Source organism: Singulisphaera sp. GP187, assembly GCF_900129635.1.
Lineage (GTDB): Bacteria > Planctomycetota > Planctomycetia > Isosphaerales > Isosphaeraceae > Singulisphaera.
On record NZ_FSRB01000002.1, the window covers coordinates 2,113,919 to 2,127,862 of the forward strand.

General features: G+C 63.1%; 12 protein-coding genes. 6 read left to right on the forward strand and 6 right to left on the reverse strand.

Annotated elements, in window-relative coordinates; genetic code table 11:
• Positions 1–492 precede the first annotated feature (492 nt).
• Positions 493–2,286, reverse strand: a complete 1,794-nt coding sequence (locus tag BUS42_RS32745) for a sulfatase-like hydrolase/transferase (protein ID WP_074314135.1) — start codon at positions 2,284–2,286, stop codon at positions 493–495.
• Between the two features lie 304 nt (positions 2,287–2,590).
• Here BUS42_RS32745 and BUS42_RS32750 point away from each other — a divergent pair, with 304 nt between their 5' ends.
• Positions 2,591–3,415 (forward strand): SprT-like family protein, encoded by an 825-nt coding sequence (locus BUS42_RS32750; protein ID WP_254053943.1) that lies wholly within the window; start codon positions 2,591–2,593, stop codon positions 3,413–3,415.
• Between the two features lie 78 nt (positions 3,416–3,493).
• On the forward strand, positions 3,494–4,285 hold the full coding sequence (locus BUS42_RS32755) for an NAD-dependent protein deacylase (protein WP_074315598.1): 792 nt from the start codon (positions 3,494–3,496) through the stop codon (positions 4,283–4,285).
• Between the two features lie 77 nt (positions 4,286–4,362).
• Here the strand turns inward: BUS42_RS32755 and BUS42_RS32760 are convergent, their stop codons facing one another.
• Positions 4,363–5,130, reverse strand: coding sequence for an exonuclease domain-containing protein (locus BUS42_RS32760; RefSeq protein ID WP_074314137.1), 768 nt, complete (start codon positions 5,128–5,130; stop codon positions 4,363–4,365).
• A gap of 286 nt (positions 5,131–5,416) precedes the next feature.
• On the opposite strand from BUS42_RS32760, the gene BUS42_RS32765 reads away from it, so the two are divergent.
• The 3 genes from BUS42_RS32765 (at position 5,417) to BUS42_RS32775 (ending at position 8,505) form a co-directional block, all read left to right on the forward strand.
• A complete protein-coding gene (locus tag BUS42_RS32765; protein WP_074314139.1) occupies positions 5,417–6,121 on the forward strand; it encodes a DUF434 domain-containing protein in 705 nt (234 codons plus the stop codon).
• A 720-nt stretch (positions 6,122–6,841) separates the two neighbouring features.
• Positions 6,842–7,933 carry a DUF1559 domain-containing protein gene (locus BUS42_RS32770; protein ID WP_074314141.1) on the forward strand — a complete coding sequence of 364 codons (1,092 nt, stop codon included), beginning with the start codon at positions 6,842–6,844 and terminating at the stop codon, positions 7,931–7,933.
• Between the two features lie 122 nt (positions 7,934–8,055).
• Positions 8,056–8,505, forward strand: a complete 450-nt coding sequence (locus BUS42_RS32775; RefSeq protein ID WP_074314143.1) for a hypothetical protein — start codon at positions 8,056–8,058, stop codon at positions 8,503–8,505.
• A 360-nt stretch (positions 8,506–8,865) separates the two neighbouring features.
• On the opposite strand, the gene BUS42_RS32780 is transcribed toward BUS42_RS32775, so the two are convergent.
• Positions 8,866–9,186 carry a hypothetical protein gene (locus tag BUS42_RS32780; protein ID WP_143206594.1) on the reverse strand — a complete coding sequence of 107 codons (321 nt, stop codon included), beginning with the start codon at positions 9,184–9,186 and terminating at the stop codon, positions 8,866–8,868.
• Positions 9,187–9,577: 391 nt separating this feature from the next.
• Between BUS42_RS32780 and BUS42_RS32785 the strand changes: the two genes are divergently transcribed.
• A complete protein-coding gene (locus BUS42_RS32785) occupies positions 9,578–10,435 on the forward strand; it encodes an ABC transporter ATP-binding protein (RefSeq protein ID WP_254053944.1) in 858 nt (285 codons plus the stop codon).
• Positions 10,436–10,648: 213 nt separating this feature from the next.
• On the opposite strand, the gene BUS42_RS32790 is transcribed toward BUS42_RS32785, so the two are convergent.
• The 3 genes from BUS42_RS32790 to BUS42_RS32800 form a co-directional block, all read right to left on the reverse strand.
• On the reverse strand, positions 10,649–11,272 hold the full coding sequence (locus BUS42_RS32790; protein ID WP_074314152.1) for a TetR/AcrR family transcriptional regulator: 624 nt from the start codon (positions 11,270–11,272) through the stop codon (positions 10,649–10,651).
• A 151-nt stretch (positions 11,273–11,423) separates the two neighbouring features.
• Entirely contained in the window at positions 11,424–12,014 is a 591-nt protein-coding gene (locus BUS42_RS32795; RefSeq protein WP_074314154.1) for an ANTAR domain-containing response regulator, read from the reverse strand.
• Positions 12,011–13,864: a PAS domain S-box protein gene (locus BUS42_RS32800; protein ID WP_083670912.1), complete on the reverse strand. Its 1,854-nt coding sequence runs from the start codon at positions 13,862–13,864 to the stop codon at positions 12,011–12,013. The genes BUS42_RS32795 and BUS42_RS32800 overlap by 4 nt, the downstream gene beginning before the upstream one ends.
• Between the last annotated feature and the right edge of the window lie 80 nt (positions 13,865–13,944).

Sequence of the window (13,944 nt, forward strand, 5' to 3'; positions counted from 1 at the left end):
CTCTTCGCTCACCGAAACGGAATTCTCACTTGCCGGTGGGCTTGGCCAGTGAGGGTGCGGTGTTACATTTGCTCGCGTGTCGATTGGACCGCGGCAAGAGGGATGTTCGGAACCGGTTTCGAACGGGTCGCACCGGACCGGCTCACGGAGTGCTGCTGTCATGGGCATGGGACCACCTCCCGGGATCCTGGGTGGTGGGCCCGGGATCCGCGCACAGTGCGGCAACCATCGCCGCGGGATTCCGAAGGCGGGAGGTGGTCCTCCGATCCGACCGTTCGGTCGGACGCAGGGCGCACGAAAACAGCCCCGCCGTCGTGATGGTACACACAGGGGGCTGCCATAGCCGGGTCACATCCATCGCCCGTCGCGAGCGATGATTCACCGAGTGTAGTATGCCGTGATTCCGCGGGCAACACCTGATCTCACTGATTCGTTTTATCAACACACGCCTGTGTCAGTGAGCCTCGGTCGTTCCACGTTGATCCACCTTGGCTAAGGCGAGAGGGTGACTTCCCGCAGGTCCATCACCGCCGGCCCTGGTTTCTTGATCGCGCGAACCTCGAGCTGATACCGGCCGGCGCGTGGGAGGGTGACTTGACCGAGCGCCTGGGGCACGAACCGCTGGAAGCCGCCCGTAACCGGGACGGTGAGCTTCAGCCTCTGATCCTCCACCCGGAACGCAACGGTGCTTCCGCCACTGCCGTCGCCGCAGCCGACCAGGGCCTGAACCGCGAATGTTCCCGGCTTCGTGACGTCAAACTCCCAGGAGGCCCAGTCGTCGGCGCGGACCCAATAGCCAAGCGTATTCTTATGAGGAAGTGGCTCGAATCGGAGCATCGCGCCATGGACCTCGGCCGTGCCGGCCAGTAGGCGGATCGTGCCGTTGGCGAGTTGGGCGTTGGGCGTGTAGGCTGGGTTCGGCGTCGGCATCTGGGCATCGACGTCCTTCCGCCAGGCGGCGAGCTTCGCGGCCAACTCTTCGACCTTCCCCGGCTCGGATTCGGCGAGGTTGGTCGACTCTTTGATATCGCGCCCGAGGTCGAAAAGCTCGCGACGGCCGGACTGGTAGTCTTCGACAAGCTTCCAGTTGCCGTCTCGGACCGCGCCCCCGGGCCGACCCCCTTGATTGCTGTAGTGCGGGTAGTGCCAGAAGAGGGGGCGCGAGGCGATCGGCTTCGCCCCGGTCAACAGCGAGGCGAGGCTCACGCCGTCGCCCGCAATCGGCCCGGGAACCCCGCAGAGGGCCTTCAGGGTCACGGGCAGGTCGGCCGCCCAGACGGGCGTCTCCTCGATCCCTTTCGGCACCCGCCCGGCCCAGCGCATGATCAGGGGGACGCGCAAACCGCCCTCATAGAGGTAGCCCTTTCCCTCGCGGAGCGGGGCATTGCTCGTCGGCGGCGTGTTCGGGCCTTCGAGGGTCGCGAGGCCCCCGTTGTCGCTGGTGAAGAGGATGAGCGTGTCGTCGGTTAACCCGAGCTCCTCGATCTTGGCGACGATCCGGCCGACGCTCTCGTCGAGGCTCTCGATCATCGCCGCGTACACGGGGTTCTCCTGACGCCCGTGCGGGATCCCGTCCCACCGGGGATATTTGGCGATCAGCTCGTCCTTCGCCTTCAACGGGATGTGGACGCCGTAATGAGGCAGATAGAGGAAAAAGGGCCGCGAGCGGTTGGCCTCAAGGAATTTCTCAGCCTCGTCGGTGAGGCGGTCCGTGAGATACTGGCCGTCGGGGGCGTCGCCCAGGCCGGGCATGATCTGGCCCTTGCGGCGGAACGGTGCGAAGTAACTCAGCGGCGAACCCATCGAGTCGCCGGCGATATTGAGGGTGAAACCTTGGCGTGTGGGGTCGAATCCTTGACCGCCGAGGTGCCACTTGCCCACATGGGCCGTGGCGTAGCCGGCGGCGCGGAGCGACTCGGCAATCGTTTCCTCTTCGAGGGGCAGTTCTTGGCGAATGAGCGACCGCGCGAGCTTTTGCCCGGGGAGGTCGCGTCGGCCGGGGAGCCAATCGGTCAGATGGAGCCGCGCGGGGTGCTTGCCGGTCATGAGCGCCGCCCGAGTCGGCGAGCAGACGGGACTGGCCGCATACGCCTGGGTGAACCGGCGTCCCTCCCCGGCGAGCTTGTCAAGATTCGGGGTCCGGTGGAAGCGGCTCCCGTAACAGCCGAGGTCCGCCCAACCCAGGTCATCGGCCACGATCAGAACCACGTTGGGATGGTCCTGGCCCGCGTGGACGGGGAGCGCCGAGGCAAGCCAGAAGCCGAGGATCAGGATTCGTCTCTGCATGGTTTGCACCGCGGTAGAAGGGGTGATTCGCGTATTTTTTCTTGATGATGACTCGGCCACGCTCGAGGTTCAAGGGAGCGGATTACAACCGTTCGTCTCTGTTCCCGCCAGGGGGGGGATCGAAGCCCCGAGCGGAAGCCGTCGAAGCGTCCCTTCTTCTTGGCAAGTTGGCTCGTGCGCAACGCCATACCGGCGAGTCATAACCCGAGCTTGTGAAACCGCTGGGCTTGCATCCTCCGATCACCTCGCCTGAAATAGTGGAGTTGGCCCTCGAATGTTCCTGAAGCCCAACTGAAGACATCCCATGAGCCGACATGATCCTCCGTCACGCCCCATGACACCCCCGTTGGATCGACCGGATCGTCTCTGGTCGCTCCACCACACCGCCGACGAGGTGGCGCGGAGGAACCGGCACATCTATGATGCGATGCTCCACGGGTCGGAGCACGTCCGCGTCGGGAACTTCACCGCGCTCGGTTCCGTGGATCTCCGCCTGCTCTTCGATCTCTACGACGCCCGGTTTTTCGACGGACTGCTGGATCGGATGCTCCGCGAGGACGGCGTGGGCGAGGTGGCCTTGCGGCCCTCGACTCGGATGACCAGAGCGGCCGGCAAGACCTACGTGCGCCGGGAGCGACGGCGGACGCCCGCCGGAGTTGTCGACCGGGTCGAGTACGAGATCGCGGTTTCGACCATGCTGCTGTTCCAGAACTTCCGCGAGCCGGGGCGACCGGTCACCGTCGGTGGGCTGGTGTGTGGCGACCGGCTGGAGATCCTCCAGCGCATCTTCGAGCACGAGTTGCTTCACCTGGCCGAATTCCTCGCCTGGGGCCAGTCGAGTTGCTCGGCCGCGAACTTCCATGCGCTGTCACGGCGGATCTTCGGCCACGAGGGGGCGACCCACGACCTCGTGACACCGCGCGAGCGCGCCGCCGCGGTGTACCAGGTCCGGCTCGGGGACCGGGTCAGCTTCGAGCACGAGGGACGGCAGCGGGTCGGTGTGGTCAACCGGATCACCAAGCGCGCGACCGTCTTGGTCGAAGACCCGCAGGGCCGACCCTATTCGGATGGCCGAATTTATATGACTTACTATGTTCCGATCCCGTCGCTCACCAAGGCGAGCGGTTGACCGGAATCGATCACCAGGTCCGGAGTCTCAGATTCCCTCTGCGGCCTGGCGGCGCTCCCGATGATCCTCGAGGTGACCATGACCTTGACCGAGGCCGACTCTCAGGTGATCGACCAGGTGGTCGGACTGCTTCGGCCGGACCGGCGTCTGCTCTTCATCACCGGCGCGGGGCTCTCCGCCGACTCCGGGCTGCCGACCTATCGCGGCGTCGGCGGGCTCTACGGCGACGCCCACCTCACCCGCCACGGCCACGCGATCGAGGAGGTCCTGTCCGGCCCGATGATGCGTCGGCATCCCGAAGTCACTTGGGAGTACCTTATCGAGCTGGAGCAGGCTTGCCGAGGGGTGTCGCCGAACCAGGCTCATCGGGTCATCGCCGCGATGGAAGACCAGTTCGCGGCGGTCTGGGTCCTGACTCAGAACGTCGACGGGCTCCATCGCCACGCCGGCTCGCGCCAGGTTATTGACATCCACGGCGATCTGCACGTCCTCATCTGCACCCGTTGCGATTATCGGGAGGAAGTCGAGGACTTTTCCGATCTGGATGTGCCACTTTGTCCTCGCTGCGCGGCGGTCGTTCGACCCGACGTCGTCCTCTTTGGCGAGGAGCTACCGGCCGAGAAGCTGGCGGTGCTGGAACGCGAGCTGGATCGGGGCTTCGACCTCGTCTTTTCGGTCGGTACCAGCAGCGTCTTCCCGTACATCGCCGCGCCGGTGCTGCGGGCGCGGAGGGCGGGCATCCCGACCGTGGAGATCAATCCGGGCCGTTCGGAAGTCTCGGACGTGGTGGACTTACGGATTGCCGCCGGGGCCGCGCTGGCGCTGGGGACGCTCTGGAAACGCTATCTGGCCCGAGAGGACCGCGGTTGAGCGCCCCGCTCCGACCCCCGGTTCTCAAGGGTCTCGGTCCAGAATACGGCCACATAAATCTAAGAATCCTTATCGGTTTAGCTGGCCTGTTTGAGGGCGTCGCGGGCGATCCCTTTCGTGTCGTCGAAAAAGTCTTCCCGCTGGATCCACTCGAGATAGTCCGGCTTGGACTGGGCGATGTCGTTCAGCGATCGCCCCTTGTATTTTCCGCGGATGAAGAGGATCACACCGTCTTCGTCCCTGCCGAACATTCCGCCCATATCCAGCGCGCACGGGTCGTTGCAGTATCCATGGAGCCCGTCCACCGTCCTGGGTAAGTCGTCATAGCGGACGACCTGTGCATCAAGGATTTCGGCGGTTGCCAGCACGTCGGCCGCGGCCCCGTGGGCTCCTTCGTGGGCGAGGCCGCAATAGAATCGGTAGGCGGCCGTCAAGTCCCTTGGCTCGCGTCTGTGGAAGATTTTGCAGGCGTCAACGACCTTGCGTCCGGCCACGGGAAAGTTCAGGCCGATTCGGTTGTATTCCGCGACCAGCAACTTCAAGTCGTAGTTCAAGACGTTGAAGCCGGCCAGGTCGCAGCCGTCGAGGAATCGGCTCAGGCCCGGGGCGATCCCTCGAAACGAGGGCATGTCGGCCACGTCGTCGTCGGTGATGCCATGGATCGCGGTGGCCTCCGGCGGGATGAGCACCCCCGGATTCACGCGACGGGTCCGATGATCGAGTTCACCGCCGGGGGCCAGCTTCAATACGCTGACTTCGATAATGCGGTCATTCCGGGTATCGGTGCCGGTGGTCTCCAGGTCAATCACGGCCAAGGGGCGTTCCAGACGGATGTTTTTCAGCATGATCCCTCCGGGTGTGAGTCTACTCCTGAGGTTTTTCGACGGATCACACGTCGGAATCCCAGGCTTCTTCAGCCGACTTCTGGGACCGAACCCTCACGAACATTACACTTCGCCCATCCGTCCGTTTCCGCAAAAGCGTCCTTCGGGTCATGGACGAGTCGACAAGGATTGAATGGATCCTCGGCGTTTCGAGTCACTCTTGACTGTGGTCGCCCCCTGCCCGGCTCGGTTAGGGTGGGTTTCGGATCCTCTCACTGGAATTTCATTCCGAGCGAGGAGTGGAGTCGTGCCCGACACTCGAACGCACCGTGGTCCCGGTCCCGAAGACCGGGTCTGGTTTGGCCCCGAGGCGCGGCCGGCCCTCGCGGCGGCCGTGGCCGATCTGTCGTGGCTGCTCTCGCGGGGCTACGCCGAGGTGTCGGCATTGAAGTTGGTTGGTGACCGCTATCACTTGGTGACGCGGCAACGGATGGCCGTACTTCGCTCGGCGTGTTCCGACGAGGCCCTGGCACGCCGCCAGGCAAGTCGGGTTGACCTCGATGCGGTTCGGGGCCGTCGGCTGCGGATTGACGGGTTCAACCTGGTGCTGACTCTGGAGTCGGCCCTCGGGGGCGGCGTCGTGCTGGGTGGTCGCGACGGCTGTTTCCGCGACCTGGCCGGTGTGCACGGGACGTATCGCCGGGTGGAGGAGACGCGGCCGGTCCTCGCTCTGGCGGCGCGGAGGCTGGCGGAGTGGGGCGTCGGACCATGCACCTGGTTGCTCGATGCCCCGGTCTCGAACAGCGGCCGGCTCGCCGCAATGATCCGGGCGGAGGACGCCCACTGGCATGCCGAGGTTGTGCCTGACCCCGACGCCCTCCTGGCCACTCCCGGTGACCCGATCGTGACGGCCGATTCCGCCGTCCTCGACCGTTGCGTGGCCTGGGTTAACCTCGCGCGGACCCTCGTCGAGGCGGTGGCGCCGGAAGCCTTCATCGTCGACCTGGGGTGAGGCCAAGCCCGAACGCCGGTCGCGCGACCCCCGCCGAACTTGAGGGAGGCGGTGACTCTCTCGACAAGGGACACGGCATGGGCGGACCGACCTGGATCGGCGGGATTCCGGGATCGCCAGGGCAATCAATGCAGGGCCTGTTGGCTGAAGAGTCCAAGATTATCGAATTCAAGCATGAAAGACGTTGGCTCGCGAGAAGCGGGGATGGTGGGTCGCGTCAACGCGTCAACGACCTCGCCGAGGAAATCTTGACATCAGACCCTCCGGCTCCTACACTTGATTAACTAGTTTTTGTTGGTTTGGTCAAATCGGGATGACTTTAATTCGTCGCCGCATTAGTCGATCGTTGGCGTCTTGAACAGACGCCCGTTGAAGATGGGACTTTCGGGTCCTTCGAGATCATGGTTCCGGATGCAATCCTCTCCCGTGCATCCGGGATTCTCCGAGTGTTTCCCAAAACTCTCGGAGCGAGTTCGGTCAGAATCGTCGCTCTCAGGCAAATCTTGTAGACGCCGCTTTCCCGGCTTGATGAATTGCCGCGATGGTTTTGACGACTCGCTCGTTGGTTGCCCGGTTGCTTCGGCCGATTCTGAATCGCGCCTCCTTCCGCTCTTGATCGTCGTGAATCCTGATTCGCGATCTTCAACCTAAGCCTTGGGTCCTTACTCCCCAAGGCTTCACACCCGCGTACCTCATTTCCCTCAGTATCAGGATTCGACCATGAGAAGATTTCGTCATTATCGCGGTTTTACACTGATCGAGTTGCTCGTCGTGATCGCGATCATCGCGGTCTTGATCGCCCTGCTCCTCCCCGCCGTGCAAAGCGCCCGCGAGGCTGCTCGCCGCTCGCAGTGCACGAACAACCTGAAGCAGATGTGCTTGGCCGCCGCCAATTTCGAGTCGACCTTCAGTAACATGCCGCCGGGTACGGGGCCATACCCGAGCGCGGGCACGGACTTTACGCGGATGTCGACGGCGGCGGTCATGCTCCAGTACATGGAGCAAGCGGCCGCCTATTCTTCGTTCAACATGCAGCTCGGCGTCGGGACCGGCCAAGGCGCTCAACTTACGGCGATGTACCAGGTGGTCTCGGCCTATGTCTGCCCGTCCGATCCGAATACCACGAAGTTTCGTCAGTACTCTCCCGGTGGTCTCGGCTACAACAACTACTTCGGGAGCCTTGGCAACACGCCCTGCCAGCAGCTTGGCTCGGCAACCTATCAAGAAGCGAATTCAGGCCGTGCCGGCATTACGAATATTCGTCTGAACACGTCGGAATCCCAGTATTCCGACGTGGCGCAGACCGTCAAGAATCCGAACTACCGGGCTTGCTTGGGAGTCCGGATCTCCGAAATTACCGACGGCACGAGCAATACCGCCTTGTTCTCGGAAACCAAGCGATCCCGCGCCGATATGAACCTGACGACCGAGATGCCCACGACGGATGTCCTAAACGTCTACACCTCTGCAGCGAGCTTTACTGGGGCGTCGACCATCGATCCGCCGGACGATTGCCGGACGTTCGCAACCCAGACTCGGATTCGTTATCGTGCCCAGATGTACTATCGTGATCTTCCTTCGACGAGTGCTTACTCCCATACCGTCCCGCCTAACTACAAGCTGTGGGATTGCGCGGACCTCGCCACTTATACCCAAATCCACGGTGCGGCCCGGAGCTACCATTCCGGCGGGGTGAACACGGGCTTTTGCGATGGTTCGGTCCGATTCATCAAAGACTCGATCAACCTCAACACCTGGCGGGCGTTGGGCAGCAAGGGCGCGGGCGAGGTCATCAGCTCCGACTCTTACTGAGTCGACGCGTCCATGCCATCGACCCTCCGTCGCGATTGTTGGCGTTCGGTCTTACTGACATCATGAGCAAAGGGTGAGGAATTCGATCCTCGCCCTCGCTTCTCATCAAGGGGAATCTGTTGATGCGAGGATTGGATCGGTGGCAACGGCTCGGACTCGGTTTGGTCCTCATGAGCCTGATGTCGGGTTGCGGTGGCGAAGGAGCGCAGGTTGCGGGGACTCCGGACGAAACGCTCAACCTCCAGAGTTTCGCCGAAGACTATCGAATGTACTCGATCTCCAAGAAGCAACCGCCTCGCAAGATGGATGACATGAAGGTCTTGCAGACCATGGCCTCTCCGGCGATGGCCGAGGTGCGCAACGGCAATATCCTGGTCGAGTGGGGGGCGGCCTTGCCCGACACCAAGGAAGAGCCTGGCCAGTCGCCGGCTCCCGAGATTCTCGCCTATGGCAAGGAGGTCCCGGAGAAGGGCGGCTATGTCCTCCACCTCGACCGCACGGTCTCGCGGGTGACGGCTGAGGAATTCAAAGCAGCCCCCAAGGCGGCCGGTTCGGCTGACAAAAAGCCCTGAGCAACGCGAGCCTTTTGGAGCTTCTCGAAGTTTGATCGAGTGCTCCTGAACGCGGCGGAGCCTGAATGGCTCCCCGCGTTTTTTGGGGTCGAGAGTCAGGAAAGTCATGCACGCGGTTCTTGGCAGAAGTCGTGTTCTCCAAAAACCATTTGAATAACGATTTGTTTGTGATTTGAGCTAAGCAGAATGTTTTGTGTTCGACTCGCTTCGGGACAACTCCGCTCTCCCCTTGACCAGCCACGCGAAGAGACCACATGCCAACGCCGCCAGCATTTGCGGCATGAGTAATACGACTGCGGTTACGAGTCGATATTGTGCCAGGCCCGGGAAGCAACCGACGACCCCATTGGCATAACCGTTCTATATTGCGCGCATCTGATCGGCGCTGAAGTACCCGGGAACCCCGGCGCCCACGGTAAGAGTGTCCGTGGTATAATTATACGTGGTCTTGAGCGGTGTGGAGAATCGCGTGGCCCAGCCGAATGACAGCATCATGAGAAAGCCGGCCGTAAGAAATCCGGTCCAGAACGCCCGCCTCCTCTCCTGTGCACGGATCAGGCGGAACAGTGCAACCTGCAACACGATCGCGGTAGGCATGACCCCTACCATGAGTCTGTTGTCATAGGCAGCAAGACGGCGAGCGACCGCCAGGTGCAGCGCGACGATGCCCACCACCGCCATCAACCTACTTATTGAGAAGCTTTTGATCCTCATTGTTACTAGCCTTCAAGACGGAGCGGTCCATTTGGTCGGGGCAGCATGGTAGCAAATTTGGGCGTGTTTGCGTATTGCTTTTCTGACCCTGGGTAGCCTGGGCAAAACACAAGAACCCTCTGTGTACGGGAATCCCGTGTGAGACGATTCCTCAAATCGTGCTCGCCGTTGACTCCCCCGCTTGACTGCGGCGGCCCCAAGTCCTTCAATACAACGACTCTACCGGTCGAGGATGAGCGAACAAAGGAACGGCCGCTCGTCTCATCGGGGAAACCTCGGATCGATGTCCGGTTCGCGCTCGTACCGGATCCGATTGAATCGTAAACATGCTTGTGTGACGGGACTGAAGGCCAAGATTATGGATCGAAGTGCAGCGGAGGGGGCCGGCGCCGGCCATTCGGATGGGTTCGCGATCGTCGCCCGCGGTGTGGGAGTGCGGAAGGGGGACCGCTGGATCTTGAAGGATGTCGACTGGACGGTGCCTCGTGGGGCGTGTGTCGCCGTGCTCGGGCCCAACGGGAGCGGCAAGAGCTCGCTCGCTCGGGTGATTTCGGGCTACCTCTGGCCGACCGAGGGGGAAGTTTCCGTCCTCGGCGAGCCATTCGGCGCGGTGGATCTGCACGCGCTCCGCGAGTCGATCCGCCTCGTTCAGCCGATCGGACAGGCCGAACCCGCCTCCGAGATGACGGCGTTCCAGGTCGCCTTGACGGGGGCGTTCGGGACGGTCGGGCTCTATCGCGAAGCCCCCGCCGAGGCCCAAGCGGAGGCGGAACGACTCCTCGGCGTGGTCGGGCTCCGGTCGGTCAGCCGACACCCCTACCAGACCTTGAGCAACGGCGAGCGGATCCGCTGCTTGATTGCGCGGGCCTTGGTTCGTAAGCCCCGCCTGCTCTTGCTCGACGAACCGACAGCGGGTCTCGACCTTCTGGCCCGAGAGCAGGTGCTGGCGACGATTGAGTCGCTCTTCCGCGCCGGCGAAGATCCCCCAACGGTCGTCTTGATCACGCACCACCTGGAAGAACTCCCGCCAGCGGTGTCGCGGGTCATGGTCCTTGACGAAGGGAAGATCGCCGCGGAAGGGACTCCTGAAGCGGTGCTCACGTCCGACCTGCTCTCGACCGTCTACCGTTGTCCCCTCGACGTGGTCCGGAGCGACGGCCGCTATTACTCACGCGTGAGCCCCGGGGCTTGGGACGGGTTGCTGGCGTCGAGTTGAACCGAAAGGCACTCGGTAGGGGCGGGAGCTCCCGCCCTGACCTACGGGCTCGACTCGCTCGATTGCTTCTCCAGCGAGAGTTCCGGAGGGATTCCTCGGCAAGTTCAACAGCATGCAGTCAATAGCACGCGACCTGAACAGTGAACTCGGGCCGCGAAACCAAGAGGACGGTTGCTGGTTCGTAAACGAATACAAAATATTCTTGTCTGTGGATTATTGGTCGGTTTCACGGTTACGTGTCGCGGCCGATGTTTGCGGCGCAGGTAGGGTAACCAGGCTCGCTTTGGCCAGGTCACGACAGGACGCGAGGATTCGCTCGCCGAGGGCCTTGTCCTGGACCGATCGGGCGACACCGAGCCCGCCGACGCAGAGGGCGAGGATTGCCAGGGCTCGATCCTCCGAGAGTTCCCCGTCCGCCTGATCTTTCAGCCGGGCAGCGAGGTCGCGGACGATCGCCTCGAAGCTTGCTTTGACCGGCCCGCCCGTGCGGGCAACTTCGGAGGCCAGGGCCGGGAGTGGGCAGCCGCCCTCAGTGTCTCTCATGTGCCGAGGGGCCAGATAGCGATCGATGAAGGCTTCGGTTCGGGTGCGGCCTGTCTCGCCTTCGAGTTCCTGGTCGTGCGGGACGCCGGCCTCGGCCGCGGCGGGCGCGAGGGCCTCGGCCAAGAGCGCCGCCTTGGAGGGGAAGTGGGCGTAGAACCCGCCGGCCGTGAGGCCCGCCTCCTCCATGACCATGTCGATCCCCGCCGCGTGATACCCCTCACGACGGAAGACCTTTCCCGCCGCCTGGACGATCTTCGCGCGAGTCCGGGCCTTGTGACCGGCCGCATAGCGCATGAGCCGCCTCCACCGATTTCGTGACGACGATGCCGGTCCCCATGATTTCCATGCGCCACTCGATGATTCACGGTGGTTACGAGCGTGGTCCGGAATCTCGTGATGCATGATATCACGGTCGTCATTTAAAGACAATGAGCATGGTTCTCGATCAGATGCTCCCATAAGCTTCCTCCGCCGTCAGGATGATTCGGGCGATCTCGATCAGCTTCTTGTTCTTGTCGCTGGCGAGCTTTTGGAGCCGACGGAAGGCATCGTGTTCGTCGAGATTCGCCTTCTTCATCAGGATGCCCTTGGCTTTCTCGATCGTTTTACGATCTTCGAGCGCCTGTTTCAGGTCGGCCGTCTCCTTGCGCAGGGCCTGGAACTGGTCGAAGCGGCGAATGGCGATCGCGATCGCCGGCTCGAGGTCGGCCTGCTTGATCGGTTTGACGAGAAACGCCATGACGAAGTCGGCCTCCGCGCGGCGAATCGTGGCCGGGTCATGGTGGGCGGAGACCAGGATCACGGGGACCGCGGAGCTCTTGTAGATGAGCGCCGCGGCGTCGATGCCATCCATATCGGGCATCTTGATATCAGTGATCACTAGGTCCGGTTTGCTGGCACGGCACTGCTCGACCAAGTCTCGACCGGTTCCCGACACGGCGATCACCGTGTGCCCCAACCGGGGCAGGATCGTCCTGAAGTATTCCTGCATGTCGGGTTCGTCGTCGGCAACGGCAATCCGCAATGATTGGTTCATGGCTCTCCTTGCGGTAAAGTGATCACAATCTCGGCGCCCTGGCCGGCGGCTTGGCCCGCGGCGATCTGTCCGCCGTGGGCCTCAATGATCCGCCGCGCGATCGCCATCCCCAGGCCGGTCCCTTTCGTCTTGGTCGTATAAAAGGGCTCGAAGATCCGCTCGCGGTGTTCCGGCCCGACTCCCGGGCCATTATCACGGACGGCGACGCGGAGGAGCGGGACTCCGTCGACCTCGATTCGTGTACAGCCGACCTCGATCTTGACCGGGTCCACGCATGCGGAGAGCGCATTCTCGAGGATGTTGTGAAAGACTTGCCCGAGGCGAAACGGGTCGACCGCACAGCGCTGGTCGGGATCTTCACCCGACTCCACGAGAGTGACCGCCCGCCCTGCCCATTGAGGCTTCAGGTCGGCCCAGGCCTCGCGCCAGATCTCAGCGAGCTTGCACAAACGTCGCTCGAGCCGAATTGGGGCCGCGTAGCCGCGGACGTCCTCGTAGAGGTGGTGGAGATGATCCTGGGCTTGCTGGAGACGGTCGATCAGGCCGATTGCCTTGGGGCGGTCCTGGACGTGGAGCGCGAGCATTTCGAGGCAGGCCTGGCTCCGCTGGAGCGCGTTGCGGCTCTCGTGCGCCAGGCCGGCGACCATTTCGCCGATGGCGGCCAGGCGTTCCGCATGCAGAGCCCGCTCCTGAGCCTCCTTCAGGTCTGTGAAATCCTGCCCGAGTGCGAGGACGCCGACAATCTTCCCCTCGGCATTCTTGAGGACGCGATTGGACCAGCGAATCTCCCGCTCTCGCCCGCTCTTGGTCACGATCGCGTTGGCCGTGCCGTTAGTTTCGACCTCGTCGAGGGTCTTTCGGAAGACTTCCCGGATCCGAACCCGATCGCGACGAGGTAAGAGGGTCTCGAAGAAGTCTTGGCCGAGGACTTCCTCTGCGCGGTAGCCGGAGAGATCCTCGGCAAAGTGGTTGTAGCGGACGATCCGGCCCTCCGGACTGAGCAGAACGACCACGGCCGGGGCCGCGTCGATCAGGCCTTCCGCGAGGTCGCGCTCGCGACGCAGTTCCTCCTCCGCCCGCTTGCGCTCGGTGATATCGCGATAAATGATGACCGCGCCTTTGATGACTCCGTCGACGCAGATCGGGCTTGCGTTCACGCTCATCCAGCGACCCGAGTGCGGCTCCAACCGCCTGACGAACACCTCCTCGTCGGTGACCGGTTCGCGCCTCAGCGCTCGGGCGAGCGGCGGTTCCCGGCGCGAATCCGTGGACGCGGCGTCGGGTCGGTAGGCCTTCCCCAGCGCGCCCCATTCCTCGGGGGGAGCGCCCACCCTCAGCGGTCCGATGAGCCGCTCGACAGCCGGGTTGGAGAGCAAGACCCTGCCCTGGACGTCCACGACGATAATGGCGTCGGTGGCGTTTTCGAGGAGCGACCGGATGATCTCTGCCTGCCGCTTCAGTTTGTCGCCGGTCCCCTGAATCTTGGCGATTCGTCCAAGCCTGGTACGGAGGTCGTCCGGGTCAATCGGCTTGAGGATGTAGTCGGTCGCCCCGTGGCGCAACGCCGAGACCGCCCCCTGCAGGTCGAGATAGCCGGTCACGATGATGACGGCCGCGTCGGGCGCTACCCGCCTGAGCCGGGGCAACAACTCGTCGGCCGTGGTGTCGGGGAGCCTGCGATCGAGGATGATGGCCGAGATCGAGGCCCAGTTGTCCCGTGCCATGGCCTCGGCGGCCGACGTGGCCACTTCAACCCGATGATCGTCCAACTCGAGGATGTCGCGCAGGTTGGCCCGGGTGTCCGCGTCATCCTCAATGACCAGGATGTGAAGTGATCTCACCGTTTCCATTGTTGCTGACTTCGGTACCTTGGTCAATGGCTCCAGGGTCTCCAACCGCCGCGAGTTGTCCCATGGTTGATCGTTGTCGG